The 26,990-nt window shown below is 53.6% G+C and carries 24 protein-coding genes, 1 tRNA gene and 1 pseudogene; 15 read left to right on the top strand and 11 right to left on the bottom strand.

Translation table 11 applies throughout. From position 1 onward, the window contains the following. Positions 1 to 253 precede the first annotated feature (253 nt). From ACJY2L_RS12270 to ACJY2L_RS12260, 3 genes are read right to left on the bottom strand one after another with little or no spacing between them, the layout of a single operon-like run. Complete coding sequence (locus tag ACJY2L_RS12270) at positions 254 to 1,318, bottom strand: sugar ABC transporter substrate-binding protein (RefSeq protein ID WP_067428228.1); 1,065 nt, start codon at positions 1,316 to 1,318, stop codon at positions 254 to 256. 27 nt (positions 1,319 to 1,345) lie between these two features. Further along, entirely contained in the window at positions 1,346 to 2,344 is a 999-nt protein-coding gene (locus ACJY2L_RS12265) for an ABC transporter permease (protein ID WP_439212682.1), read from the bottom strand. Continuing rightward, a complete protein-coding gene (locus ACJY2L_RS12260; RefSeq protein WP_439212683.1) occupies positions 2,341 to 3,846 on the bottom strand; it encodes a sugar ABC transporter ATP-binding protein in 1,506 nt (501 codons plus the stop codon). Before ACJY2L_RS12260 ends, ACJY2L_RS12265 begins: the two co-directional genes overlap by 4 nt. Positions 3,847 to 4,536: 690 nt before the next feature. On the opposite strand from ACJY2L_RS12260, the gene mgtA reads away from it, so the two are divergent. Continuing rightward, the gene (mgtA, locus tag ACJY2L_RS12255) at positions 4,537 to 7,188 is read left to right on the top strand and encodes a magnesium-translocating P-type ATPase (protein WP_439212684.1); all 2,652 of its coding nucleotides are present in this window, start codon (positions 4,537 to 4,539) and stop codon (positions 7,186 to 7,188) included. 62 nt (positions 7,189 to 7,250) lie between these two features. Here mgtA and pepD read toward each other — a convergent pair whose 3' ends face one another. Next, positions 7,251 to 8,708: a beta-Ala-His dipeptidase gene (pepD, locus tag ACJY2L_RS12250; RefSeq protein ID WP_439212685.1), complete on the bottom strand. Its 1,458-nt coding sequence runs from the start codon at positions 8,706 to 8,708 to the stop codon at positions 7,251 to 7,253. A gap of 246 nt (positions 8,709 to 8,954) precedes the next feature. Between pepD and gpt the strand changes: the two genes are divergently transcribed. The 3 genes from gpt (at position 8,955) to crl (ending at position 11,229) form a co-directional block, all read left to right on the top strand. Next, a complete protein-coding gene (gpt, locus tag ACJY2L_RS12245; RefSeq protein ID WP_067428237.1) occupies positions 8,955 to 9,413 on the top strand; it encodes a xanthine phosphoribosyltransferase in 459 nt (152 codons plus the stop codon). Positions 9,414 to 9,526: 113 nt separating this feature from the next. Further along, entirely contained in the window at positions 9,527 to 10,771 is a 1,245-nt protein-coding gene (gene frsA, locus ACJY2L_RS12240; protein ID WP_187486240.1) for an esterase FrsA, read from the top strand. 56 nt (positions 10,772 to 10,827) lie between these two features. Continuing rightward, the gene (crl, locus tag ACJY2L_RS12235) at positions 10,828 to 11,229 is read left to right on the top strand and encodes a sigma factor-binding protein Crl (protein WP_067428240.1); all 402 of its coding nucleotides are present in this window, start codon (positions 10,828 to 10,830) and stop codon (positions 11,227 to 11,229) included. Positions 11,230 to 11,318: 89 nt separating this feature from the next. Here crl and ACJY2L_RS12230 read toward each other — a convergent pair whose 3' ends face one another. Further along, the gene (locus ACJY2L_RS12230) at positions 11,319 to 12,431 is read right to left on the bottom strand and encodes a porin (protein WP_187486239.1); all 1,113 of its coding nucleotides are present in this window, start codon (positions 12,429 to 12,431) and stop codon (positions 11,319 to 11,321) included. A gap of 241 nt (positions 12,432 to 12,672) precedes the next feature. Here ACJY2L_RS12230 and proB point away from each other — a divergent pair, with 241 nt between their 5' ends. The 10 genes and pseudogenes from proB to ACJY2L_RS12180 all read left to right on the top strand — a co-directional run bounded on the left by proB (position 12,673) and on the right by ACJY2L_RS12180 (position 20,583). Next, on the top strand, positions 12,673 to 13,776 hold the full coding sequence (gene proB / locus ACJY2L_RS12225) for a glutamate 5-kinase (protein ID WP_067428245.1): 1,104 nt from the start codon (positions 12,673 to 12,675) through the stop codon (positions 13,774 to 13,776). A gap of 9 nt (positions 13,777 to 13,785) precedes the next feature. Further along, on the top strand, positions 13,786 to 15,039 hold the full coding sequence (gene proA, locus ACJY2L_RS12220) for a glutamate-5-semialdehyde dehydrogenase (protein WP_439212686.1): 1,254 nt from the start codon (positions 13,786 to 13,788) through the stop codon (positions 15,037 to 15,039). 431 nt (positions 15,040 to 15,470) lie between these two features. Further along, positions 15,471 to 16,208, top strand: a complete 738-nt coding sequence (locus ACJY2L_RS12215; protein WP_439212687.1) for a S24 family peptidase — start codon at positions 15,471 to 15,473, stop codon at positions 16,206 to 16,208. 439 nt (positions 16,209 to 16,647) lie between these two features. Then, positions 16,648 to 16,986, top strand: coding sequence for a hypothetical protein (locus tag ACJY2L_RS12210; protein WP_071852483.1), 339 nt, complete (start codon positions 16,648 to 16,650; stop codon positions 16,984 to 16,986). A gap of 170 nt (positions 16,987 to 17,156) precedes the next feature. Continuing rightward, complete coding sequence (locus ACJY2L_RS12205) at positions 17,157 to 17,624, top strand: lysozyme (RefSeq protein ID WP_439212688.1); 468 nt, start codon at positions 17,157 to 17,159, stop codon at positions 17,622 to 17,624. After that, positions 17,621 to 17,965, top strand: a pseudogene (locus tag ACJY2L_RS12200) (hypothetical protein); the annotation flags it as partial. The gene ACJY2L_RS12205 and the pseudogene ACJY2L_RS12200, both read left to right, overlap by 4 nt. A gap of 90 nt (positions 17,966 to 18,055) precedes the next feature. After that, positions 18,056 to 18,349, top strand: a complete 294-nt coding sequence (locus ACJY2L_RS12195) for a hypothetical protein (protein ID WP_439212690.1) — start codon at positions 18,056 to 18,058, stop codon at positions 18,347 to 18,349. Further along, on the top strand, positions 18,312 to 18,503 hold the full coding sequence (locus tag ACJY2L_RS12190; protein ID WP_439212691.1) for a hypothetical protein: 192 nt from the start codon (positions 18,312 to 18,314) through the stop codon (positions 18,501 to 18,503). Before ACJY2L_RS12195 ends, ACJY2L_RS12190 begins: the two co-directional genes overlap by 38 nt. A 72-nt stretch (positions 18,504 to 18,575) precedes the next feature. After that, the gene (locus tag ACJY2L_RS12185; RefSeq protein WP_439212692.1) at positions 18,576 to 20,333 is read left to right on the top strand and encodes an amylovoran biosynthesis protein AmsF; all 1,758 of its coding nucleotides are present in this window, start codon (positions 18,576 to 18,578) and stop codon (positions 20,331 to 20,333) included. A 174-nt stretch (positions 20,334 to 20,507) separates the two neighbouring features. Beyond that, positions 20,508 to 20,583 (top strand) — tRNA-Thr (locus tag ACJY2L_RS12180). A gap of 111 nt (positions 20,584 to 20,694) precedes the next feature. Here the strand turns inward: ACJY2L_RS12180 and ACJY2L_RS12175 are convergent. Both ACJY2L_RS12175 and ACJY2L_RS12170 read right to left on the bottom strand, forming a co-directional pair. Beyond that, positions 20,695 to 20,871 (bottom strand): hypothetical protein, encoded by a 177-nt coding sequence (locus tag ACJY2L_RS12175; protein ID WP_173645357.1) that lies wholly within the window; start codon positions 20,869 to 20,871, stop codon positions 20,695 to 20,697. Between the two features lie 146 nt (positions 20,872 to 21,017). Next, complete coding sequence (locus tag ACJY2L_RS12170) at positions 21,018 to 22,127, bottom strand: AI-2E family transporter (protein WP_209500451.1); 1,110 nt, start codon at positions 22,125 to 22,127, stop codon at positions 21,018 to 21,020. 2,309 nt (positions 22,128 to 24,436) lie between these two features. On the opposite strand from ACJY2L_RS12170, the gene ACJY2L_RS12165 reads away from it, so the two are divergent. Beyond that, positions 24,437 to 25,138: a GntR family transcriptional regulator gene (locus ACJY2L_RS12165; protein WP_439212693.1), complete on the top strand. Its 702-nt coding sequence runs from the start codon at positions 24,437 to 24,439 to the stop codon at positions 25,136 to 25,138. Positions 25,139 to 25,206: 68 nt separating this feature from the next. Here the strand turns inward: ACJY2L_RS12165 and ACJY2L_RS12160 are convergent, their stop codons facing one another. From ACJY2L_RS12160 to ACJY2L_RS12145, 4 genes are all read right to left on the bottom strand, one after another. Next, the gene (locus ACJY2L_RS12160; RefSeq protein ID WP_439212694.1) at positions 25,207 to 25,593 is read right to left on the bottom strand and encodes an RcnB family protein; all 387 of its coding nucleotides are present in this window, start codon (positions 25,591 to 25,593) and stop codon (positions 25,207 to 25,209) included. Positions 25,594 to 25,668: 75 nt separating this feature from the next. Beyond that, positions 25,669 to 26,181: a DUF523 domain-containing protein gene (locus ACJY2L_RS12155; protein WP_187486235.1), complete on the bottom strand. Its 513-nt coding sequence runs from the start codon at positions 26,179 to 26,181 to the stop codon at positions 25,669 to 25,671. 95 nt (positions 26,182 to 26,276) lie between these two features. Continuing rightward, a complete protein-coding gene (locus ACJY2L_RS12150; RefSeq protein WP_067428261.1) occupies positions 26,277 to 26,513 on the bottom strand; it encodes a hypothetical protein in 237 nt (78 codons plus the stop codon). Positions 26,514 to 26,621: 108 nt separating this feature from the next. Then, the gene (locus ACJY2L_RS12145) at positions 26,622 to 26,792 is read right to left on the bottom strand and encodes a hypothetical protein (protein ID WP_187487826.1); all 171 of its coding nucleotides are present in this window, start codon (positions 26,790 to 26,792) and stop codon (positions 26,622 to 26,624) included. Positions 26,793 to 26,990 lie beyond the last annotated feature (198 nt).

Genomic DNA, 26,990 nt, shown 5'->3' with positions numbered 1-26,990 from the left:
TGCCGCCCCTGCTCGGGCGGCCCGAAGGGCAGAACGAAATGGCCGTTGACCTTAAGACATTGACCTTAAGACATTGACCTTAAGACGTTGACCTTAAGACGTTGACCTTAAGACATTGACCTTAAGACATTGACCTTAAGACGTTGACCTTAAGACGTTGACCTTAAGACATTGACCTTAACGCCGCCTGCCAGGCAAAAAACCGGCCTTTCCGGCCACAGGACGCTGCCCCCATTGCCAGCCAGCAATGCCACTACTTATTTTGGGCTGCCAACGTCGCAAACCACGGCGAGACAAAATCCGTGCTCTCGCCCCAGCCGGGGATAATCTTATTCAGCGTGGCGACGTTAACCGCACCCTGCTGGCCGTTAAGCTGATCCTGTGAAATGGCGTTAGCCTTGAACTGATAGGTGGCGGGCGTGGCTTCACCGGCGATTTTTTTGGCGACCAGCCGCATGTTTATCGCCCCAATCAGCTTACTGTCCACGGCGACCGTTTGTTTCCACGGGCTCGCTTTCTGCCGCATCAGCTGCAAATCCTGGTTAGAAACGTCGATACTGTAGAGCTTTACCTCGGTGCGGCCATTCTCCTGCAACGCCTTGTAAGCGCCCTGACTGAACGCATCCCAGGCGCCCCAAATCGCGTCGAGCTGGCCTTTAGGATACTTCGCCAGAATGGCACCGATCTTGTTGGCGGTATCGCCCTGTACATCAGAGGAGACCGCACCAATCGACTCCAGCTGTTTAATGCCTGGATTCTCTTTTAACACCTTTTCATAGATCACCTGGCGGCGTTCCATCGGTGGGAAACCGGCCACCCACAGCTTGACGATATTGGCTTTGCCGTTGAAATCCTTAACCAGCTGATTAAGCGACAGCGAGGCGAGCGAGGCGTCATCCTGCGCGGTGACGGTAACGCCAGGCAGCGTGCCCTCTACCGGCGTATCAAACACCGACACCTTGATGCCCGCATCGGCGATACGTTTTACCAGCGCGCTGGCGTAAGGTGCCTTGCCGTGGGAAAGCACAATGCCATCATATTTCTGACTGATCGCCTGGTTCACGAAGTCCTGGAAGCGGGCATCATCACCGTTGCTTAAAAAGGTGCTGACCTTGAAGCCGAGCTTGCGTCCCTGCTGGATGGCACCGGCAACAAACTGCGTGGTGTTATCGTCTGAGCCGAGGTTGCGGATCACCGCAATGCGCACCGGACCGTCATGGTTGGCAATGGCTGCCGGCACCGCAGCGGTGCTATCGGCAAAGGCGGGAACGGCGGCGAGCAGGCTCATCGCCAGCAGTGAACAGCGGAAGGTTTTCATTATTTTTTTACCCTGTCTGTGAACGCCTTAGCGGCGCTGAATGTAAGTAATCGCCAGCGCTATCGCCAGCACCAGCCCTTTAATAATGTCCATGGCGTAATAGGGAACGGAAAGCATCACCAGACCATTTTGTAAGACGCCGAGAATCACCGCGCCAACCAGCGTGCCGAGCGCGTTGGGTTTGCCGGAACCGGCAAGCGAAAATCCGATCCACGCCGCGGCGACCGCATCCATCAGGTAACCGCTGCCCGCATTGACCTGCGACGAACCGATGCGCGAGGCGAGCAAAATGCCGCCCAGCCCGGCCAGCAGCGAGGCGATCACATAGGCAAGCACGCGATAACGGGTAGTGCGAATGCCGGAGAGCCGTGCCGCTTCCGCGTTGCCACCCAGCGCATACATGCGGCGGCCATGGCGGGTCAGCGAGAGCGCCAGCTGAGCTACTAGCGTCACCGCCAGCATGATAATCACGATAACCGGCACCTGACCGAGCAGGCCAAAGGCCGCGGGAAGGGTGCCTTCCGCCATATCGCCGCTCGGCAGCACCATGTTTTCGGTGATCGAGCCGCCAAAGCTGTAGGTCATCGCCACGCCCTGAATCACAAACAGCGTCGCCAGCGTCGCCAGCATGTCGGGGATTTTCAATACGACAATCAGAAAGGCGTTGAACAAGCCAACCAGCGTGCAGAGCAGCAGGGTAATCACAATCGCCGCAGTGGTGCCGAAGCCGTACCAGACGAACAGTGAGATCACCAGTGCGTTAGCCAGCGAAGCGGTTGAACCCACCGACAGATCGAAGCCGCCCACGGTCAGCGATATCGATACGCCGATAGCAATCACCGTCACAATGGCGATGGAGCGCAGAATATTGATGATGTTATTGGGTTCAAGAAAGCTGTCAGATGCCAGGCCAAAGCCGGCAATCAGAAGCACCACCGTCAGCAACATGCCCCATTTATAGAGGAACTCGAACAGATGATGACGCAGCGCAGGCTGCGTTGGGAGACGTTGATCGTTGCTGCTCACGCAGGGGTTCCTCCGGTGGAATAGAATAAAAGGGTTTCTTCATCGACGTCGCAGGCGGCCATTTCAGCCACGATGCGCCCATCCCATAACACGCAGATGCGGTCACACAGGCCAACCAGTTCTGAAAACTCGCCCGAGGCGTAGATCACGCCTTTGCCCTGGCGCGCCAAGCCGTCAATAAGCGTAAAAAGGTCGGTCTTTGCTTTGATATCCACGCCTTTGGTCGGCTCGTCAAAAATCAGCACGTCGGCGTCGTTGCGCAGCCATTTGCCAATTGCCACCTTTTGTTGATTGCCGCCCGACAGGCGTCGCAGGAGCTGCTGCGGACCGGTGGTGCGCACGTTAAGTTTTTGGATCAGGCTTTCTGCCCAGCGCCACGCCTGACGACGATCGAATAGCCCGGCACGTGAAAAGCTTTTATCGGCGCTGACGCTGAGGTTCATGCTCACCGATTCATCGATGAAAATGCCCTCTTTGCGGCGCTCTTCCGGCACCAGCGCCATGCGCTGGCGGACAGAATGGTGCGGTGAGCGCGGACGCCAGGGCTTGCCATGCAGCTCTCCGCTACGCACATGGCTGATCGATGCGCCAAACAGCGCCTTACAGAGTTCACTTTTACCGGCACCGGCCAGCCCGGCGATGCCGAGAATTTCGCCTTTGTGTAGCCGCAGCGAAATGTCCTGCAGGAGATGCTGGTCATGTAGCCCCTCCACCGCCAGCAGGGTCTCGGTTGACGGCGCCGGGCGTGCAGGCGGATAGATATCATCAAGCTGATGGCCGAGCATCTTTTCAACAATCTGCTCGCCGCTCAGCGCCTGCATCGGCAGGGTTTCGATCAGCTGGCCGTCGCGTAGCACGGTCAGCCGATCGCAAATCGCCTTCAGCTCATGAATGCGGTGCGAGATAAACACCACGCCGATGCCGTCGCGTTGCAGCCGACGCACCACGTTAAACAGCCGCTCGCTTTCATGACGATCGAGCGGGGCAGTGGGCTCATCAAGAATCAGGAAACGGCAATGGTGGGAAAGGGCGCGCGCCAGCAAAATATGCTGTTTCTCGGCCAGCGTGCAGCGTTCAACGTTGCGCCTGACGTCAAGCTGCACATCAAGCTGGGCCAGCAGCTGGCGGGCCTGTTGACGCAACGCGCGCCAGCTAAAGCGTCCGCCCGAGGCGGCGATCTGATCGAGCAGAATGTTTTCCGCCACGCTGAGCTGTGGCACCAGTGCCACGTCAACTTCCTGCTGTACGATATGAATACCGGCCTGTTTGGCATCGCGCGGGGAACGAATAGCGATCGGCTGGTTATCCAGCAGGATTTCGCCGCTGTAATCGGCATGCGCGCCGGACAGCACGGCCATCAGCGTTGATTTCCCGGCACCATTGGCACCGGTCAGCGCATGGATTGAATGGCCTTCAAGGGTGAAATCAACCTGACGCAGTGCGGCAAAGCCGCCAAAGCTGATTGAGATATTGCGCATATCAAGACGGTTTATTTCACTCATCAATCCATTAGCACCTGTAAGCCAGTGACGTGTCGCATTTTTTCCTGTCCGGACAGGTGTGGCAACGACCGAAAGGCTATAAGCTAACACAAAATATTACTAGCCATCCAGACATCTGGGTGTAAAAGGGTCCGCATTGCTGTTCTGTCGATTGCGTTGGCATCTGCCGCGAGTCAGTCGTTTTTTACGCGTTGTTGATAAAGCGTTGACGAACGCAGCGGCAGAAACAGGCGGACGTTTTTATATAATTTAATGATTTATAACAATTAATTTAGATATTCTTGCCAAAGGTACACCCTGCTCAGGGCGGTTTACAGGTTCTGGCTACGGGGCTATAGTCTTGCCAAATTTCAGCATGAGGCGAGTAGATTGGACGACAACCCCGGCGATTTCGCCTTATTCACCGGCAGGTAAACTTTCCTCTGTAGTTTGCCTGCCTTTTTCTGTGGCGGGCGATGCTTCACCCCTCTGTGAGCGGTTTCATCCCCCCAACATGCTGTGCTTATTGCCGCCCGTGCGGCATAACGTATTCACCGTGGAGATGACTATGAAACACCGACCCAGCGGGTGAAGATGACGAAAGCGCATACCACGTCAGATCGGCACGCCTCTCTTCGCTTCTCCCCACCCTAATCCCTTAACCGCAGGCCATTCCTGCATCTGTCACTTTTCCCAAGGTGGGGCCAGATCATGTCTAAAATTCAGAAAACAGCGCCGCGCTATGCGGTGGATCGTCAAATGCAGCACGCGCTGGATGATGTCATGCAGCAGCTTAATAGCCACCCGCATGGCCTGTCGTCAGACGAGGCAAAGCAACGGCTTGCGCATTATGGCCGCAACGAAATCGCTGGCAAAAAAGCGCCGCCGGTGGCAATCCAGTTCGCGCTGGCGTTTAACAATCCGTTTATTTTTGTGCTGCTGGCGCTCGCCGCGGTGGGCTTTGTTACCGACTTCTGGCTGCCGTGGCGACACGGTGAAGAGACCGACCTGACGGAAGTCACCATCATGCTGACCATGGTGCTGCTCAGCGCCATGCTGAGTTTCTTTCAGGAGTACCGCACTAATAAAGCCGCGGCCATTCTGCAAAACATGGTGCACAGCTACGCCACGGTTATTCGCTGCGATCAGCATGGAACCACCGCAGAAAGCGAGGTGCCGCTGGCCAGCGTGGTGCCCGGCGACATCGTTGTGCTGCACGCGGGCGACACCATTCCTGGCGACGTGCGACTCATCAGCAGCCGCAACCTGTTGGTCAGTCAGGCGGCATTAAGCGGTGAATCGCTGCCGCTGGAAAAGTATGCCGTGGCGCAGGCTGTCGCACAGTCGCAGGACGAGCAGGCGCTGTTAAGCCAGCCCGGCATCTGCCTGATGGGCACGCACGTGGTCAGCGGATCGGCGACCGCGCTGGTGGTGGCTACCGGCAACCAGACCTGGTATGGCGGTCTGGCAAGTGCGGTGCTGGCTAACAAACCGAAGACGGCTTTTGAGCACGGTGTTAACAGCGTCAGCAAACTGTTAATCCGCTTTATGCTGGTGATGGTGCCGGTGGTGTTTGTGATCAACGGCGCGGTGCATCATGACTGGAGCGATGCGCTGATGTTTTCCCTGGCGGTGGCGGTGGGCCTGACGCCGGAAATGCTGCCGATGATCGTCAGCGTCAACCTGGCAAAAGGTGCCATCATGCTGTCGCGGCGTAAAGTGGTGGTGCGCCGACTGAACGCTATACAAAATTTCGGCGCGATGGACGTGCTCTGTACCGATAAAACCGGCACCCTGACGCAGGACAACATTGTCCTGGATCGCTGTCTGAACAGCGTGGGTCAGCCCGATGCGCGCGTGGCGCAGCTGGCGTTGCTCAACAGCTTTTATCAGAGCGGCGCTAAAAATATGATGGATCGCGCCATTTTGCGCCTTGCAGAGGCGCCGCACGCCAGCGAGAGGCTCCAGCGTTATCAAAAAGTGGATGAGTTACCCTTTGATTTTGAGCGGCGGCGGCTTTCGGTGTTGCTGGCCGATGGAAAGCAACACCGCCTGATCTGCAAGGGCGCGGTGGATGAGATGCTGGCGGTGGCCACCCGCGTGCAGTGCGGCGAACGATCGCTGGCGCTGGATGACGCGCGCATTGCCGCTTTGCAGCAGCAGGTGAGCCAGCTGAACGCTGAGGGTTTTCGCGTACTGTTGATCGGCGAACGTACGCTGAGTCAGGCTCATGGCCTGGCGTTGATCGCCGACGCCGAGCGCGATCTGACGATTGTTGGCCTGCTGACCTTTTTCGATCCCGCTAAAGAGAGCGCCGCCGCGGCGATCCGCGCGCTGCATCAGCACGGCGTCAGCGTCAAGGTGCTGACCGGCGACAACGCCATTATCTCAGCCAAAATCTGTCGTGATGTTGGACTGCAGGTTGATGAGGCGCTGCGCGGCGGTGACATCGATGCGCTGGACGATGCCAGCCTGGCGCAGGCGGTGGAGCGTCGTACGCTGTTTTGTCAGCTGACGCCACGGCAGAAAACGCGCGTGGTGCAGGCGTTGCAGCAGAATCGCCATACCGTCGGCTTTCTCGGCGATGGCATCAACGATGCGCCCGCATTGCGCTGCGCCGATATCGGCATTTCAGTAGATACCGCCACCGACATTGCAAAGGAATCGGCGGATATCATTTTACTCGAAAAGAGCCTGCTGGTGCTGGAGGAGGGTGTGCTGCTGGGACGGCAGACGTTCGGCAATATCATCAAGTATCTGAACATGACCGCCAGCTCCAATTTTGGCAACGTTTTTTCCGTGCTGGTGGCCAGCGCCTTTTTACCTTTTTTGCCGATGCTGGCGATTCAGCTGCTGATCCAGAACCTGCTGTACGATATTTCACAAATGTCGCTGCCGTGGGATGGCATGGATGCGGAATTTCTCGCTCAGCCGCGGCAGTGGGATGCTAAAAACATTGGCCGCTTTATGCTCTTTATGGGGCCGACTTCGTCGCTGTTTGATATCGCCACCTGGGGCGTGATGTGGTTTGTGTTCGCCGCCAACGCGCCCGCGTATCAGTCGCTGTTTCAGTCAGGCTGGTTTATTGAAGGGCTGCTGTCGCAAACGCTGGTGGTGCATATGCTGCGCACGCGACGGATCCCTTTCCTGCAGAGCTGCGCCAGCTGGCCGGTGGTGATCATGACGTTGCTGATTGTGGCGGTGGGCATCGGCATACCCTTTTCGCCGTTTGCCGCTGCGGTAGGCATGGTGGCGTTGCCGCCCGCTTACTTCCTCTGGCTAGTGGCGATTTTGGCGGGCTACTGCGTGGTAGTGCAGGGCGCGAAGCAGCTGTACATCCGCCGCTTTGGCCAGTGGTTTTGACGCCCAGGGCATAAAAAAGGCGAGCGGTCAGCTGACCGCTCGCCCGTTACACGCTGCCGTGATTATTTTGCAGGAATCGCCTTCAGCAGGGCGGTCAGCAGCTGCCAGTACAGGCCAACGCTGGCGATATGCACCTGCTCATCCGGCGAATGCGGACCGGTGATGGTCGGGCCAATCGACACCATATCCATATTCGGATATGGCTTCTTGAACAGACCGCACTCCAGACCGGCATGAATCACCTGAATGTTTGGCGTTTTACCAAACAGTGACTGGTAGGTTTCCCGCACCAGCGCCATCACCGGCGAGCTGGCGTCAGGCTGCCAGCCAGGATAGCCGCCTTTTGCTGCGCCATGCGCACCGGCCAGTTCGGCCAGCGAGGTCAGCGTTTCAACCACATACTCTTTACCGCTGTCGATCAGCGAACGGATCAGGCAGATGATTTCAGCCTGCTGATCGTTGATCGCCACCACGCCGACGTTCAGCGAGGTTTCGACCACGCCTTTTACCACGTCAGAATTGCGGATCACGCCGTTCGGCGTGCTGTTCAGCAGCGCAATAAAACGATCGCGGCTGTTGGCCGTCAGCGCCTGCCCGTTATGCGCCAGCGGTTCGGTTTGCAGATTGACGTTTTTATCTTTGTCGCTCAGTTCGTTCTGCAGCGTGGTGAGATAGGCCATCGCCGCTGATTTCAGCGCGTCAACTTTCGCAGCCGGTACTGCCAGCGTGGCAAAAGCTTCACGCGGAATGGCGTTGCGCAGCGTGCCGCCGGTAAATTCAATCAGGCGCAGATCGAGATCGCGAGCGTGTGCCGCGAGGAAACGCGCCAGCAGCTCGTTGGCATTGCCGAGGCCAACGTGAATATCGCAGCCGGAGTGGCCGCCTTTCAGGCCTTTCAGCGTCAGACGCAGAGTTTCGTAATCGGCTGGCACGGCTTCCCGCTCAACCGGCAGCGTGGTGATAAAATCAACGCCGCCCGCGCAGCCCATATAGACTTCGCCCTCTTCTTCGGAATCGGTATTCACCAGGATTTCCGCCTGCAGCCAGTTGGCCTGCAGACCGAAAGCGCCATCCATACCGGACTCTTCGGTCATGGTCAGCAGCACTTCCAGCGGGCCGTGCTCGACGGTTTTGTCAGCCAGTACCGCTAGCGCCGAGGCCATACCGATGCCGTTGTCGGCGCCCAGCGTGGTGCCGCGCGCTTTCACCCATTCGCCATCAACATAAGGCTGAATCGGATCGGTGGTGAAATCGTGAACGGTATCGTTGTTCTTCTGCGGCACCATATCAAGGTGCGCCTGCAGCGCGACCGGCTTGCGGTTTTCCAGCCCGGCGGTGGCAGGCTTGCGGATCAGGATGTTGCCTACGGCATCGCGCTCGCACCAAAAACCTTGCTCTTTTGCCCAGCTGACGATGTGTTCTGCCAGCGCTTCTTCATGATAAGAAGGGTGGGGAATCGAACAGATTTTAGCGAAAATATCCCACAGCGGCTGTGGCGAGAGTTGAGAGAGTTCAGACACGACAAATCTCCTGTGTCGGTGGGGAGCAGTTATTGCCCGCACGCGTTGGTTCCAGTGAAAGATCGCCGCCAGCACTGCTGACGTGATGGCCTGAGAATATCACCCTTTATTGCAGGGTGCGTTATCCGCAGGCGCTAAAATCAGCCGTCCGGACTGGTTTTTAATGATTATCATCCTTATAATCTCGCGCAACCTTTTCCCATTGCACATTTTTTAAGCCAATAACATTGGCCGGGATATCTTTATATGAGCGAAAAATACGTCGTCACCTGGGACATGCTCCAGATTCACGCCCGCAAGCTGGCACAGCGTCTGCTGCCGGTTGAGCAGTGGACCGGTATTATTGCGGTCAGCCGCGGCGGCCTGGTGCCAGCTTCATTACTGGCGCGCGAATTGGGTATTCGTCACGTCGATACCGTCTGCATCTCCAGCTATGACCACGATCACCAGCGTCAGATGAAAGTCCTGAAGCGCGCCGAAGGTGATGGCGAAGGCTTTATCGTGATTGATGACCTGGTGGATACCGGCGGCACCGCGCAGGCGATCCGCGACATGTATCCAAAAGCACGTTTCGTCACCATTTTCGCTAAACCGGCCGGTCGCCCGCTGGTCGACGACTATGTGGTCGATATTCCGCAAAATACCTGGATTGAGCAACCGTGGGACATGGGCGTGGTTTATATTCCGCCAATTGTGCAAAAGTGATTGATCTGTCACATACAACGCCCGGTTATCCGGGCGTTGTTGTTTCTGCGGGTCGCGCCATTGCGGGAGCTACAGTAAACTTGTGCATCGTCCCATCCCAGGAGGAGGCCACAATGAGTGCAAAGAACCTGAGCGAAGAGTTATTCAAGCCGCGATTTAAACATCCTGAAACCTCAGCGCTGGTGCGTCATCGCACCGGACAAACCGTTGCCGTGCACTCCACGCTGGACGGTGAAAACCCGGTCGGCTGGTATCGCATGATCAACCGCATTATGTGGGCATGGCGCGGGCTGTCATTGCTGGAGATCAGTGAAGTGATGGCGCGCATTGCGGTCAGTCAGGCAGAACGCACCGATCCCACCCGGCTTGATACGGTAATCGGCTTTCGCAACGGCAACTGGATTTACGAATGGTCACGCCAGGCGGGCATCTGGCAGCAGCAGGCGCTGGATTCTGCGGATGAGGACGCCGGACAGTTTTGGCTGCGTGCCGCACATCTGTATAGCCTGGCCGCGTATCCGCACATCAAAGGTGACGAACTGGCTGAGCAGGCAGAAGCGCTGGCCAATCGCGCCTATGAAGAGGCGACGCGGCGCCTGCCGGGCGAGCTAAAAGCGCTGGAGTTTCCCATTCCCGACGGCAGTCCGATCACCGGTTTTTTGCACATGCCTGCCAACGTCGACGCGCCTTATCCGGTGGTGTTGATGTGCGGTGGCCTGGATGCGTTGCAAAGCGACCATTATCGCTTCTTTCATGACTATCTCGCGCCGCGTGGCATCGCCATGCTGACCGTCGATATGCCCTCGGTGGGCTTCTCCTCAAAATATAAACTGACCCAGGACAGCAGTTTTCTGCATCAGCACGTGCTGCGCGGCCTGGAAACGGTGCCGTGGGTGGACCACACGCGCGTGGTCGCCTTTGGCTTCCGCTTTGGTGCCAACGTGGCGGTGCGCCTCGGCTATCTGGAGTCGGCGCGGCTGCGCGGCGTTGCCTGTCTCGGCCCCATCGTGCACAGCCTGCTTACCGAAAGTCAGCGTCAGGATCGCGTGCCGGAAATGTACATGGATATGCTCGCCAGCCGTCTCGGTATGACCAGCGCTACCAGCAGCGCGTTACGCACCGAGCTGGGTCGCTACTCGTTGAAAATGCAGGGGCTGCTGGGACGGCGCACGCCGGTGCCGATGCTTTCCGGCTACTGGCAAAACGATCCGTTCAGCCCGGAAGAAGATTCGCGACTGATTGCGCGATCCTCCGCCGAGGGACAACTGCTGCCGGTGACCTTCTCGCCGGTAATGAAAAGTTTCGATCAGGCACTGCTGAAGATCTGCGACTGGATTGAGAAACGTCTGGCAAGATGATTTGCTATTATTCAATACTTTGCTATAACAAAATCCTCATCTATGGAGGTTAAACCATGACGTTACCGAGTGGACATCCGAAGAGTCGGCTGATGAAGCGCTTTACCGCGCTGGGGCCCTATATTCGTGAACAGAAATGCGAAAACGAACGCTTCTTCTTTGATTGCCTGGCGGTTTGCGTCAATGTTAAACCGGCACCGGAAAGCCGCGAGTTTTGGGGATGGTGGATGGAGCTGGAGGCGCACGCCGATCACTTCACCTACGAGTACTATTTCGGCCTGTTTGATAAAGAGGGCAACTGGAAGCCATCTGCCATCAAAGGGAAAGAAAACAACGAGAAGCTGGAAGAGACGCTGCGTAAATTCCACGATCGTTTAAAAGCGCTGCTGACCGAAATGGAACTCGATCTGCGCCCGGCGAAAGATTTTGCTGACGAGCCGGTGAAACTGACCGCCTGATCGCGGTAAAAATCAGGCAGAAAAAAGGCTGGAACAGATTCCAGCCTTTTTTGTTTTTGTCATGCGACGGTGAGCTTCCCGCTACGGCATCAGAACTGGTAGGTTACGCCCACCGCGACGATATCGTCGGTGTTGCGCGCCAGCGTGTTGTCGTCATCCAGCAGGTTAATTTTGTAATCGACAAAGGCGGACATGTTTTTGTTGAAGTAGTAGGTTGCACCGACGTCAGCAAACTTGGTGTAATCCGCGTCGCCCACGCCGCCTTCGATATCCTTCACTTTACTCTGCACGTAAGCCAGCGACGGACGCAGACCAAAATCGAACTGATACTGGGCAACAATTTCGATGTTCTGCAGTTTGTTGGCATAACCGCTGACCGCTACGTTATTGCCGCCAACCTGCGCGGTGCCGCTGATCGGGTTCATGTTGCGGGTTTCCGCATAGTTAGCCGCCAGATAGACGCCATCTTTGTCATATTTCAGGCCGGTTGCCCAGGCTTCCGCGGTATCGCCCTGACCAAATGCGCTGTTTTTCTGCGCCACGGTGCGGTTAGAGGAAGAGACCGCGCCCTTGATGCTCAGGCCATCAATGATTTTATAGGAGATCGAACCCGCCATGCCGTCGCCGTTGGAGGTATTATTGCTGCGGCCGCTGCTTTCGTTTTTGCCCTGATACTGCAAGGCAACGTCAAGGCCGTCGATCAGGCCAAAGAAGTTGGTGTTACGCCAGGTGGCCACACCGTTGGTGCGCGTCAGCATATAGACGTCGGCTGAGGTGTACGCGGTGGCACCGAACTCCGGCATCATGTCGGTGATCGCTTCTACGTCATAAATCAGACCATAGTTGCGACCGTAATCGATGGAGCCAAAGTCGCTGAACTTAATCCCGGCAAAGCCAAGGCGGGTTTTGTTACCCGTGTTGGCATCGCTGCCTTCAGAGTTGTTGGCGTTGTACTGGTATTCCCACTGGCCGTAGCCGGTCATCATATCGTTGATCTGGGTCTGGCCTTTAAAGCCGATACGCACATAGGTTTTGTCTGTGTTGTTGCTGGCGTTGGTGTCGGCATCGCTCATGTAACGCATCGCTTTCACTTTGCCGTAGAAGTCGAGACGGTTGCCATCTTTGTTATAAACCTCAGCGGCCTGTGATGATGCAGACGCCAGCAGCGCAGTGATAGTTAATGCCAGTACGCGTTTGTTCATTTGTTACAATCCCAATGAGTAAAAATAATTTTTGCCGTGATCGGCTTTATAAAGGCGAGGCAATTTTTACCTGTAAGAGGTGAAGTTTTTATGACAATTCCACGCATTTCTGGTGAATGGCGAACTTTTGGTCTACGCCGCTGTCCCGGGTTTTTTGTGCTTTTCCCGGCGTGAGAGTTGGTTTCCTGATCGACTCCTGTTTAAATATTCGATTCTTCAAATTCACTAACGGCAGGACAGCATGAGCGGCAGCCAAACCCTGGTGGTAAAACTGGGGACCAGCGTACTTACTGGCGGATCGCGTCGGTTAAATCGCGCGCATATCGTGGAACTGGTTCGTCAGTGTGCGCAGCAGCACGCGGCGGGACATCGCATTATTATTGTCACCTCTGGCGCCATGGCGGCGGGGCGCGAACACCTTGGCTACCCGGAACTGCCGCCGACTATCGCCTCTAAACAGCTGCTGGCTGCCGTTGGCCAAAGCCGGCTAATCCAGCTGTGGGAACAACTCTTTTCCATCTACGGTATTCATATCGGCCAGATGCTACTGACCCGCGCCGACCTTGAAGATCGCGAGCGTTTTCTCAATGCCCGCGACACGCTGCGTGCGCTGCTCGATAACCACATTGTGCCGGTGATCAACGAGAACGACGCGGTGGCGACCGCAGAAATTAAGGTCGGTGACAACGATAATTTGTCGGCGCTGGCGGCGATTCTCGGCGGAGCCGACAAGCTGCTGCTGCTAACCGATCAGCAAGGGCTGTTTACCGCCGATCCGCGCGACAACCCGCAGGCCGAGCTGATTACCGACGTGCATGGCATTGATGATGCGCTGCGCACCATTGCGGGCGGCAGCGTGTCTGGGCTGGGCACCGGCGGCATGGCGACCAAGCTGCAGGCGGCGGATATTGCCTGCCGCGCCGGCGTGGATGTCATTATCGCGGCTGGCAGCAAGCCGGGCGTGATCGCCGAGGTGATTGCCGGTACGCCGGTCGGCACCCGTTTCCATGCGTTGCAAACGCCACTGGAAAATCGCAAGCGCTGGATTTTTGGCGCACCGCCTGCCGGTGAGTTGATCGTCGACGACGGCGCGCTGGCGGCGATTCTTGAGCGCGGCAGCTCATTGTTGCCCAAGGGTATTCGTACCATTCACGGTAATTTTTCCCGGGGTGAAGTGATCCGCATTCGCAGCCTTGATGGCCGCGACATTGCGCACGGTGTTTCACGCTATAACAGCGATGCGATGCGCATGATCGCCGGACATCACAGTCAGCAAATCAGCGACATTCTCGGTTATGAATATGGTCCGGTTGCTGTTCATCGGGACGATCTGATTGTCAGCTAAGGAGGCGTAATGCTTGAGAAAATGGGAAAGGCGGCGCGTGCCGCATCGTATCAGCTGGCAGAATTAACCACCCAGCAAAAAAATCAGGTGCTGCAAAGTATTGCCGATCGCCTGGAAGCGGAGAGCGCGGCGATTCTGGCTGCTAACGCAGAAGATGTGGCGGATGCGCGGCACAATGGCATGGGCGACGCGTTGCTGGATCGATTAACCCTGAATCCGCAACGCCTGAAAGGCATCGCGGATGACGTGCGTAAGGTCTGTTATCTGGCCGATCCGGTCGGGCAACTGATCGATGGCGGTCTGCTCGACAGCGGCCTGCGCCTTGAGCGTCGCCGCGTGCCGCTCGGCGTGGTGGGCGTGATCTATGAGGCGCGGCCCAACGTCACCGTTGATGTTGCGTCGCTCTGTTTGAAAACCGGCAATGCGGTGATCCTGCGCGGCGGTAAAGAGACGCATCGTACCAATGCCGCCACGGTGAAGGTGATCCAGAATGCTCTGCTGACGCACGGCTTACCGGCGGGCGCGGTACAGGCGATCGACAATCCCGATCGCGCGCTGGTTAATGAACTGCTGAAGCTCGACCGCTATGTCGATATGCTGATTCCGCGCGGCGGCGCTGGCCTGCACAAGCTGTGTCGCGAGCACTCAACCATTCCGGTGATCACCGGCGGTATTGGCGTTTGCCATACCTATGTCGATCCCGGCGTTGATTTCAGTGACGCGCTGAAGGTCATCATCAGCGCCAAAAAACAGCGTCCGAGCGCCTGTAACTCGCTGGAAACGCTGCTGGTTCATCAGGAGATTGCCGCCACGTTTCTGCCGCTGCTCAGTCAGCGCGCCGCCGACGAAGGCATTACGCTGCACGCCGATGCTAACGCACTGGCGCTGTTACAACGCGGTCCGGCGGCCGTCAGCCTGATTCAGCCGCATGAATATGATGACGAATGGCTGTCACTTGATCTTAACGTCAAGGTGGTGGCTGATTTAGCCGCTGCGGTTGATCATATCCGTGAGCACGGCACACAGCACTCCGACGCGATTTTAACCCGCGATCAGCAGGCAGCGAATCGTTTCGTCAATCAGGTGGACTCGTCTGCGGTTTATGTCAACGCCAGCACGCGTTTTACCGACGGCGGGGAATTTGGTCTTGGTGCAGAAGTGGCGGTCAGTACGCAAAAGCTGCATGCCCGTGGCCCAATGGGGCTGGAGGCGTTAACCACCTACAAATGGATCGCCTGGGGCGATAACACTATCCGCGCATGACAAGCATAAAAACGGGCAGTGAATTGCCCGTTTTTTTTGCCAAAAAAACGTACATTTTAGATCCAGTCATTAGCAGAGCGTTACGCGTTCTCCCCCATTAAGATTTTTCCTGCTTTGTGGTTTATATGGCATCTCTTTTTTTCTTTCGGCTCGCGCCTTGTAAAATGCTGTCGATGTTCAGCCAGCGCTTCCCGTCCGTGCTTTGCCATGATATTCAACGCGTCTCTGCGCCGGGTAAAACCTGGCGTGCTGCTTTTCCGTTGCGATTTTTCTCATCTCTGAGTCAGGTCAATTCAGGGTAAACCACATAATTACCTCAGGTGATGCTTAATAAATTCTTTTGGGTAGCCAACCGACGGTAATATAAAATGAACTGGTAGCAAAAAATCAGAAATAACAGTAAGCATTTCTTCATGGCAGAAAAATAACTAATGGTTAAAAGAGAGTGTTCTAAACAAGCCTTTACTGCCAGACTGATTGCCGCCTGTGAGAGTGCAGGTGTTAGCGGTCATGGACGAAACAAACAGGTTGCTGATGCATTGCAGAAGCAGGGGTGCAAAATCTCCACACCAGGAGTATGGAAATGGTTTCATGGTCAGGCAATACCTGATGCAACAAATATACTCGCCCTGAGCCAACTGCTGGGCGTTCGCGCCGAGTGGCTTGAATATGGCGCCGGTAACGTGACCGCCGATGGCGAAGCCAACCACCTTTTTCGCGGCATCGGCAAGGGTAGCTACCGGGTTGAAGTACTCGATTTCACGATCAATCTGCCGGGCAGTGCACACCCGCGCGACGAGTTCGTGGAAACCATTACCGCCATTGAGTATGGCATTGATGAAGCGCGGGTGCTGTTTAACGGCCGACCTGCTGAAAGTATCCGGCTGATCGCCATCAACAGCGATGCCATGTCCGGCACCTTCGAGCCGCGCGATCAAATCTTCGTCGACATCAGCATTCAGCTGTTTGATGGCGATGGTATCTACATTTTTACCCTCGACGATCAACTCTATCTGAAACGTTTGCAGCAGCAGCATCGCAAGCTCGCGGTGATCTCGGATAACAAACGTTATGAGACGTGGTATCTCACACGCGAAGAGGCTCAAGGCATGCAGGTGCATGCAAAAGTCATCATGAGTCAGCCACGCGCCTATCAATTCCTTGGTTAATTTCCGGGTAAAACCGGAGATTTGCGCCACTTTCCGCCCGTTTTTCCCCCCGGATAAAAATAAAGTTTCCCAAAGATCATAAGGTTAACCGCTAGTGAATAAAAAATTAACTTTTGGTTGTTGATAAATCATAAGTGCCAGTTAATAATTTGCACATGGAAGACGTCATACCGCTACACGGACTGTACTGCTCTTAAACAATTCAGGCGCTGCACAAGCGCAACACTAAGCCAAACCAAAAGCGAATAAGCTTTGGGATGGGGTGGATGCGCATAGGTAGCGTCGGTAAACGCTCATTTTCTGTCTGACGAAAAATGCATCCTGATTGTTAACGCAGTCAGGATCTTTTTTTGTGAGCGAAATATGCGCCTGAACTGTCCAGTTTCCGGATACGAGCGCATGCCATCCCATCGCCAAAGACTCATTCACAGGAGGAGTTATGGCGATAATCAGTTATGGCAAATCAACTTTCATTGGCAACGCTCGTTCCCGGCGCCACAATCGGCGGCAGGCGATGAGTCAGCTTAAACAGAGCATCGATCTCGCATTTTGTCTGGAGGCACCCCCCGAACCGCTGCGTAAGGCAGAGCAAATCTGCAAGCGCAAATCTCTGAGCCGTGTGCAACGCGCCGTTGCGCAAATTGTCCCTCGAGCCCGTACCGAAGCCAGTTTTGATAACTGCTGCTTACCGCATGTTTACCTTTATGCGGTCAGTGACGATCGTGAAAAAGCGGGCGCGGATTATCTTGCAACCCCTGCACGTCAGCATTGCCGTTAAGAGGCACCCGTCTCTATTTTTAAACGGTAGTAATTAGCAAAACACTCCTGCTTTTAAAACTTCAGCTTTGCTGATGTTTAGCTGCCTGCTATCGCCAGGTTTTGTCACGCTTATTAATCAATATTGTTCGTTTTTTTATCATTCACCGTGCATGTCAGAGAGGTGACGTTATGAGTCAGATCATTCCCATTTTAAATTTTGAAGAAGGCTATGTGGACGCGCCTTATCTGGACACGCAGGGATTTCCAACCGTGGCGGGCGGTATTCGCATCGGGCCGAAAGGCGCGTCGCTATCCAACTATTCATTCCGTGTGCCTCGCCAGGTGGGTGACATCTGGAAGCACTGCATTCTGGAGAGTAAAGCTTCAGAAATGGAAAAGCGTCCGTTGCTCCGTCAGGCGCTGGAGCAGTGCAACGAACCGCGACGCGATGTGCTGTTCAGCATGGCCTATCAGCTGGGTGTCGAAGGGCTTGCGGCGTTTAATGAAACGCTGAAGATGGTCGCGGCCGGTGATTTCAGCGGTGCAGCTAACGGCATGTTGAATAGCCTGTGGGCACGACAGACACCAGGCCGTGCGCGACGTCATGCTGAAGTGATGCGCAGCGGTACCTACGATGTTTACAAGGGGTTGTTATGATTTACGTCTATTTTATTGTGCCAGTGCTGCTGCTGGTCGTGACAGTGATCCTGCTGCAACGATTCACCACACTGGAGTTCGTTTCTCACGCTAAGTTGCTGTTCAAAACCTGGTCGGTGTGGCTTGGCTCGCTGGGTTCTGCGCTCAGTGCCTGGGCGCAATCTTTTCCCGATGCGGCGATGAGTGGCTGGCAGGCACTGCCGGAAGATATCAAATCCTATCTGCCGCAAAACTATCTCGGTTTCCTCGGGGCGTTTATGGTCGCCATGGCGGTGATTGCGCAGTTTATCCGGCAGAAAAACCTTGTGCAGCGCAAGGAGGAGTTGCAGAGCCAGAGCAACACCAGCACTAACAGCACCACCGTCAGTACAACCAACAGCACCAGTAATATCACGACCAACAATGGCAGCAGCCAGTAGAGAGGCGACATCATGAGCGTATTAACCGCGTTATTAGGCGGCAGCTGGCAGTGGCTGGCAGGTCTGGCGGCGCTGGTGGCAGCGCTGTTTGCCAGCTATCTCGGTGGCCACAAGATTGCCAAAACCAAAGAGCGGGCGCGGGCGGATATCGCCGCTGCGCGTAAAGAGTCGGCGCAGATCTCCGCCGTCGCCAAACAACAGCAACAGAACCGTGAGGAGGCTAACCGTGTACAAAACACGAATAACGGGCTTGATGATGCTGCTGCTCGTGACAAGCTGCAGCAGTCAAACTACCACCAACCCTGAACCGGTCGCGCTGACCGATTCATCCTGTTCTCTTTTTTCCCCGATTATCACCCATGGTGACGATGCCCGCGTGCTGGATATCCGCACCATCAGAGCGATCAACGCCCACAACGAACTGTGGGATTCGCTTTGTCAGGCCAACGCCACCAAATAGTCCTGCTAATTCATCAATCTGGCCTCTGCTTCGCAGGGGCTTTTTTATGCCGGTATTCCTGAGGAGGAATATATGATTGAAGTGAACTCTTTTGCCGAACTGAGAACAACCGTACCTGCCAAACAGGGTGATGTTGCTACCTTAAAACGTTACTACGCTGGTGATAATACCTTTCGTGGAGGCGGTGAATTCGTTGCTTTTACCTTCACCGGCAACAGTCCGTATGCGGATAATGGCGGCACCGTGGCGGTGGGTACGAATTTCTTCTGGCGGCGCACCATCAACGATCCGGCACTGATCAACGTGCTGCATTTCGGCGCACGTGCCAATGGCACCACCGATGATAACGATGCCGTGGTTCGTTATATGAACTGGGCCCGTACCTGGAATACTGAAGTCAACGGACTGCCGATCCGTTTTCCAGCAGGTAAGTACCTCATCTCGCCTATCGATATCAGTACAACCGAAGTAGGGTTCTTTGGCCTGTACGGCGATGACGTCGAGCTGGGGGCGGTGCCTCGTACCATCATTATTTCCAATAAAAGCGATGCGCCGGTGTTCAAAATCAAGGCGCGGCGTACGGCTATTCGGGGTATCTCCTGGAACGGCCAGGCGTCAGCCGACATCAACATCAATACCGCGGCCATTGCCGCTTCTATGTGTACCAATGCGCAGCCGTTTCTGGAAAACATTATCACGCAAGGGCAGTCGACCAACGTCACCTGCTTTAAAGCGCAAAATGCCGGCGGCACGGTGTTCAAGCTGATCGATACGTTTGACAGTAAATTTGACCAAATCTATACCGGTAACACCTTTGGCCGCGTCTTTGATGTGGGCTGGTCAAATTCGCCCGGCGGTGGCTGGAACCACTCCACGGCGATTGAGATCACCAACTCGAATTTCCAGAGCGGCTATGGCGACGCCACGCTTTATATGCCACGCATGACGCAAGGGTTGATCAGCAACGTCTGGATTGAGCGTACCCGCTACCCGGGTAACCTGTCAGAAGGACAGTGGAAAATTCAGGTATTCAACCTGGAAGGCTGTTCCAATCCGCTGAATCTCGACAACAGCCGCGTCCTGATGAGCCAGATCAACCTGCAGGCCGGTGCCAAACTCTCCACGGCGATGGCATCACCGCGCTGGTTATCCGGTTATGAATATGGCTGGCGGCGTGACGAAAACTTCGGTACGCAGTTGACGGGGTCAATGCGCGTTGGGCACTACTCCGGCTATCGCATCAATAACAGCACCGATACCGATAACTGGTACCGCATCGGGGCATTCAACTTCCCGATCGCTAACCAACAGTGGGTGGCTGAGTTTATTGGCCGGGCAGGCACCGCCGATCCATCAGGCACGGCCGGTAGCCCAACCGCCACGGTATCAACCGGCGTAACGGAAATAAACCTGCAGCGCGGCAGCTCGGTATGGGTGGATATGTTCCATCGCGGATCGCCTGCCATTATTGATGCGCGCTACAACCGTCAGGGCGTTGATTTCGTTGAGTTATGGGTCAAGCTCAAGGCGGGAAGCGGCGATACCATGTTCAATCTGAAAACCACCGGACCAACGCGCTTTGACGCAGGCGTTTGCTCGCAGTTTTCCCCTGACTTCTCGCTGATTACCGATCTGACCAAACTGGGGCCGACGAAACCACAGATGCGTTTCGCGCTGCACAATGGTCTGGCCGGTATTGGTGCCAATGAGAAGGGCGTATTGACTCTGGCTACCGCGGTGGCAGCACAACCGGCGAATGCCACGACGCCGGGCGGCTATATCACCGTCAATATCAACGGCGTTGACCATAAAATTGCGTATTACGACTAGATCGAACCTGATTAGGTAAAGCTTGTTGGTGGAACAGGTCATTTGACCGGCGAGGCTACGGCCTCGCTTTTTTTTTGCCTGCCGATCCTGCCGATAAAAGCAGCGGTCGCGCCACGACGACTTGACTCATTTCATGATTTTTCATAATTTATCGCCCCGCAATCCCTTCCCCATGCCGATATAGCTCAGTTGGTAGAGCAGCGCATTCGTAATGCGAAGGTCGGAGGTTCGACTCCTCTTATCGGCACCATCTTCTTATATTCCTGTTTCCCATTTCGTTTTCATTCTCAAAATTCCTTTCTTCGCGGTTTAGCCGGGTTCCCTAATGACGCTTGTGCCTTCAGGGAATCCCGACTCCAGATCAAATCAACCCAAAGTAATGACGCAGCCCGTAAAGCCCCCACCAGATTGCCGATGCGCCCAGATAGACAAAACAGCCCCAATAGGCGATGGGTTCACGCTGAGTGCGTAATTTAGGTAAAAATGCAAAAAGGTACGCCGCTGCGGCAATAAGTGAGATGAAGTACCAATATTTCATGCCTTTACTCCTGAATGCTGCTCCGATAACAAGATGAATAATAAAGATAGTGTCTTTGTGCGGGAGATTCATGCGAAGCGGCAGGGGAGGCGAGTAGGGCAGAAAACAGAAGAAAACTCCCGGCGCGGAGCCGGGAGAGAGGAGAATTACGCGCCAGGCGGCAGGCGACCCTCTTCGATGAAATCTTCATCCAGTTCGTCAGTGTTAGCCTGGTTATCACGGCCAGAGAGCAAATTCCAGCAGGCAATAAACAGCGCAGCGATCAGCGGACCCACCACAAAGCCATTGATGCCATAGATTTCCATGCCGCCAAGCGTGGCAATCAAAATAAGATAATCGGGCATTTTGGTGTCTTTGCCGACCAGTAGTGGACGCAGCAGGTTATCCGCGAGGCCCACGACCACCACAAAGAAGCCCACCAGGAACAGACCCTGCCACAGCATACCGGAAACGAAGAAATAGACCGCAGCCGGTACCCAGATAATGGCTGAACCCACCGCTGGAATCAGTGACAGGAACGCCATCAATGCGCCCCACAGCAAACAGCCCTCAATGTCGACAATGTAGAATGCCAGCCCGCCTAATACCCCCTGTACGATACCGACCACCACGGTGCCTTTGACCGTCGCCCGCGACACCGCCGCGAACTTCACCAGCAGGTGATGCTTCATAAATTTCGACAGCGGCAGTGATTCCATCATCAGGCTGACCAGCCAGGCACCATCTTTCAGCAGGAAAAACAGCAGATAGAGCATTACGCCGAAACCGACCACAAAGCTAAAGGTGCCTTTACCAATCAAAAACGCACTGCCGGCAAGATACTGGCTACCGCGTAACGCCACATCAGACAGCTTCTTCTGAATTTCAGTTGCGCTGTTCAGGTGCTGTTCGGAGAGAAAGCTACGCGCCCAGCCCGGCAGGTGATGTGTAACCTGATTCAGCACCGTGGGCAGCGGCGTATTGTTCGCCTGCAGCTTGGTGTAGATGATATTAAATTCCATGGCCAGCGAAGAGGCGACGATAGCCAGCGGCGTGAACACGATCAGGCAGATGATCAGAATAGTGACCAGCGACGCGGCACCATTGCGATCGCCCATCGCTTCACGGAGTTTGGTTTTCAGCGGATAGAAGATCACCGCCAGAATGGCAGCCCATAAAATCGCTGAAAAATAGGGGCTTAATACATCAAAGAAAGCCCAGGTAACAAGCGCAAGCAGCAGGATGAAGAATCCCTTGGAGAGGCCTTTAAATTTCATTTTTTTCCCTAAATACCGATAACAGTGATCGCGCTGCATCTATAAGCGGATCGGTACGCAGAGAATAGCAAAAATGAGACATTTCTGTCCGCGACGAAAAAATTTATCTGGGTGAGCATTTTGCCTGTCGGTGGTGCCGATATGATCTGCGTAGTAATAACAGCGTGCTGATTGATAGCGAAGACACCGATTACGCATATCGTTGGCGGCAGTGGTTGCGCTGAGAAACTCAGTCAGGAGGCTGTCTGAACAGAGTAAATGCAGTTGATGGCCAGCATCAGCTATCCCTTTGTAAGCTGACTTAAGGCGCGCAGTCACTTATGGTACGCATCGGGTAATCCATCGTACACCGGAATGGTGGAAGCGGACTTCAGATAACCTCAATATCGCATTGGCAACACTACTTTTCCAGCTGATAACTGACGTTATTAAATAGCGTGTTGCGCCAGAGTCAGTAATAATTTTTTTCCTGTATCGGCAAGCAAAAATCGATAATGCGACCTTGACTGCTGACGGCCAGAGTTAACGTTTTTAAATAGGGAACTCTTCTCTATAATCATCAATTAGCGCAGCGACAACATGCGTGTTTACGCGCTTCTTCTTTTAACCGTCGAACAACAGATGAATAATATTGTTTGAAGGCGGTGACTTTCTCTTGTTGAAATTATCTACGTCAGTACGTATTCGCGTAGACCTGTCAGAGTCGAAGGGAAGCAAACCTTTAATCATAATGGTGTTATATAAGCAACCGTGTTTTGCGTTGGTTTTTATTAGCACGGCGTTACAACCCTGGTTTCTGTGGCGCACGCGATAACATCGATAATAGCTGCTGATAAACTATGGTTATGGGCGTATAGCGTTATCAACAGGTTTGTCATGTCGTCACAAGGTAAAAAAGACGCGTATACCGGTGCGACAAACAGGCTTTGGCATAATATTATTTTTCTGTTTTATGTAGACGTAATGCAGTATGCCGGTAAAAAACGGATTGCTGATGCCAATATTAATAATGTTTTTTAGCGTTGAATATCGGATCAATGTTGATCAGTATTCCGGCAATTAATGGCCTGGCCGACCAGCGCTAATCGGGGCACGTCGTGCAGAAAAAAGAGAGGGTGAGCGATAGCACTAGCTGAAATATACCGCGAAGGTATTTGCAATAATCATGTGCTTCGCTGACGGTGAGAGGATTCACGCGCAGGCGGGTAGGGCAGTGTGACAAATAGTGCACAGCTCGACAATATTAACGCCGTGTTCGTACCCGCCGTTAGGGTTAAAGGTTAACGTTATATTTAATATAATATTATGAATTTATTGGTTATTTATCTTCATCGCTACATCTTTTTGGGGAGATCCCGTCCCGTGTTGTTCCTTATTAAATCACGCTCTCGCGAGGGCAAAGCGCCGTCGACACTTATCTGCTGGTCAGGATTCCAATGATGCTGATAAAGCCCGTGCCGAAAAGCCATATTGTTCTGTTTCAGGTTGTGCTTAGCCATCAAATGCGTAAAATCCATCTTTTCCCATTGTTTGAATCATGAATTTTCCAGCAGGCCTGAGACGATGATAACGTGCTGGAACAGTCAGTTTATTATTTCAGTGCCCTACCTTTTTTCGCCAATTCAGGTATGCAAAAAAAGTTGAATAAGAGCGGAAGAATCGTTTTCAGCCTGATTAAAACCCGCTGAATGAATTAAAAGTGGTGCAATGATAAACGCTTATTTATCATCGAAATAATAATATCCTCCGAAATCTATTTTGTCTTTATGAATGTTGAATATTGAGATGGTAAATATTATTTACATGTCTTTTTTTAAAAGATGGATGCGCTCTGCAACTTCATCGATAATGCCTTGAAATGCTATGACACAACGTTAAATAGACAAAGTGTTACATATAATACTCACTATAACTCTTAGTGAAAGGCTATAGCTACCAACATAATAAAATGGAGCTTCACGTTCAATAAAATAAAATTTGATATCTCAACATTTTCACCAAAAAGAATGCTTTATATGCAGGTCTGTTAATCTTGAAGGGATCTTTTTATCCGCCGCTTCGTCTGTTTTTAGTGATGAAAGAAATTGATTTATGCATTATTTCTTTTGTTAAAAAAACGCTGTTATCCACTTTTTTGGTACATAAAGTGCCGCTGGAATCCCATCTGACACTCGCGTGTAATCGTGCAAAACGTTATACTGTATGGATACCCGGTGTATGGGTGTGGGCGCCTTAAGATTGCTAGCGTTATTAATCCAAAACAGGGGTGAGGTCATCGTTGGGAATAATTATTGAGGATACGAAAAATCATGGCGATTAAGCTCACCGAGAAGCAGAAGGAGATTAAACGGATTGTCTATGAATTGACGCGTGCAATTTCGCAGCACAAGTTGCGTCCTGGCACCCGTTTGATTGAGTCGCAGCTCGTTGAATCTCTCTCAGCTAATCGCAATCATGTGCAAAGCGCGCTACAACGTCTGGCGCTGCAGAATATTGTTACTATCGCACCTAACTTTGGCGCGGTCGTTTCAACCCCTTCAAGGCGTGATGCCCGGGAGGTTTTTATCGCACGTCAGGCAATTGAGCCAGCGATTGTTGCATTAATTACACCAGAAAAAATTGTTGCCTGGTCAGCGGAGATTCTCGAACAACAGCGGAATGAACGGGCGGTTATCGAACGCCACGATATGCACGATATTGTGTATGAGCTGGATAAATTTCATCTGTTGTTGGCGCGCATCGCGGGTAACAGCGTGCTGGAAAATATCCTGGCTAATTTGTTGGCGCGCAGTGCGCTGGTGATGATGCTTTATCGTCAGTCTGAGGTGATTTTTAGCCACTATGACGAACATAAAGAGATTGTCGATGCACTGCTGAAAGATGAAATTGAACGTGCACAGAAGTTGATGCGTAAGCATCTTATTGAATTACAAACTTATCTCGATATCAGCGCGCCGTTAGCGGCCAGCGCCAGTAATGATGAGAATGATAGTCTCGAGATGAATGGTTAATCACACGGCAAAAAGAGTTTTACCTGTTCTGTAAGCGTTGGCCCAGTGTGTACCGGGCCAGCGTGTGATCACTGAAAAAATATGTCGCCCGATTCTGCTTTAAGAAACTTCCCTTCACCGTCTGAAATCAACACATAGTTGCCACCAATGTAAGTCCAGTGACTGCCGGTTTCCGGCGGCGGTAAATGGCGTTTCTGCCATTCAACGATTTCATATTTTTTGGTGCGGTAAAGATCCGGCACCACATCGCCGTAGGTATAGTGCCGCGAATCGGCATAAAACTCTTTAACGTCATAGGAATGGGGTTGCGGCGCGGGTTGTGCCTGCGCGCTGCTGTCACTGTCCTGCATGACGGGCGGCGCGGGTTGCACCACCGGTTCTTCTGCATATGCCAGCGTGCTCAGCATGATGCTGCTACCCAGTAAAGCAAGCAAAAGCGGCCTGGAAGTGCGCATAGTTTCTCCTGAGTGATCGATATCGGTCGTGATGATGCTCATAAGACACTAAATTAAGCGCAGTAGTTGCAGACGTCATTGAATGAATTGTGAAACTTTGTTGTGAATCGCCTGCCAGGCCTGATGCTCTTCGACCATCAGCCGTGTCGCCAGAAGCTCAGCTTCATGTTCGGCATAGACGTTAATGCCATGTTCCCGCAGCAACCGCGCGGTGAAACCGATGCCGTTGATGCGACGCTGCTGAAAACTGCCGTCATATACCTGTTGGCTACCGCAGGAAGGGCTGCCATCGGTCAGCAACGCAAAACGGCAATGATGCGCCAGCGCGGTTTGCAGCGCGCGCTGCGCCGCCAGCTGATACATTGCTGTGGCATCATTGCCATCCGATTCAAGGAGATGCGCGCCATCGGCCTGAATTTCTGCCGGTAAACGCGGCACCGGCAACCCGGCAGCGATTTCAGGACAGCAGATCACCAGCCTGCCTTCGGCATGCCAGCGCAGGAGATGCGTATTTTTCCAGGGCTTGGCGCTGCCATTATAACGTACGGCGAAGCCGCACAGGCAGGCACTGATCAGAATCTGCTCCATCGTCCCTCTCTTTGTTCTCAACAAGAGTGTGAACGTTCTGGCGCAGGGTGCAATTTTTCAGCACTCAGTTAAAGATAATTAACGAATTTTTAGACTCAGGCAGGCATAAATTCCTGCGCAGCACGACGCAGTCGACCATCGCTCTTCGCCACGCGAAAAGCTTTGTCAGGATCGCCCACCACAAACTCGAAGGTTGGCGAATAGTAGAACGGTAGCCAGCCACCAAAGCTTTCTTCCCATTCCCAGCGCACCGGGCAGGGCCACAGGAGGCCATCGTAAATAATGTAATAGACCCACCGGCCGTTAGGACGACGAGGTTTTAAATTTTTCATGAGATTCACAACAGGACGTTTAGCCAATTAGATTATATTTTGTACGCTTGAAGACAAACATGCAACGTCAGAATGTTCATTAAGTGTTCATTGATCTGTAAAACTTGCTTAACGGTGAACCTCACCACAAATTAGCACCGCGTTCGGGCGTATTTTATGGATGCGTTCAGCCATCTGCTCACAAACAATTTTTGTGGGGTAAATGCGTTCTGAAACGGGTAAAGCATCGCAGGCATCGTTACCACATGCGCTCACTAATAATACAAATCCTATCAACATACTGGCTCCTTTGCCCCCGGTCTCTGTGAGCGGACGTTCGGTATCGTGCTTCCTCTTGATGACTAAAGTATAGCCAAAACGCAGCAATCCGTTTTATACGCTAATTAACTTACTGATAATACGCTTATTTCTACGCTGCCGAATAAAACAAACAGGGCCAGGCAGCAGCATTGGGACGGTATTGATATTTGCCTGCAC

It is taken from the genome of Duffyella sp. Ts4 (assembly GCF_051851875.1).
In the GTDB taxonomy this organism is placed as follows: Bacteria; Pseudomonadota; Gammaproteobacteria; order Enterobacterales; family Enterobacteriaceae; genus Duffyella; species Duffyella gerundensis.
The sequence above is the reverse complement of the archived record's forward strand: the minus strand, read 5'-3'. Positions and strand labels throughout refer to the sequence as shown.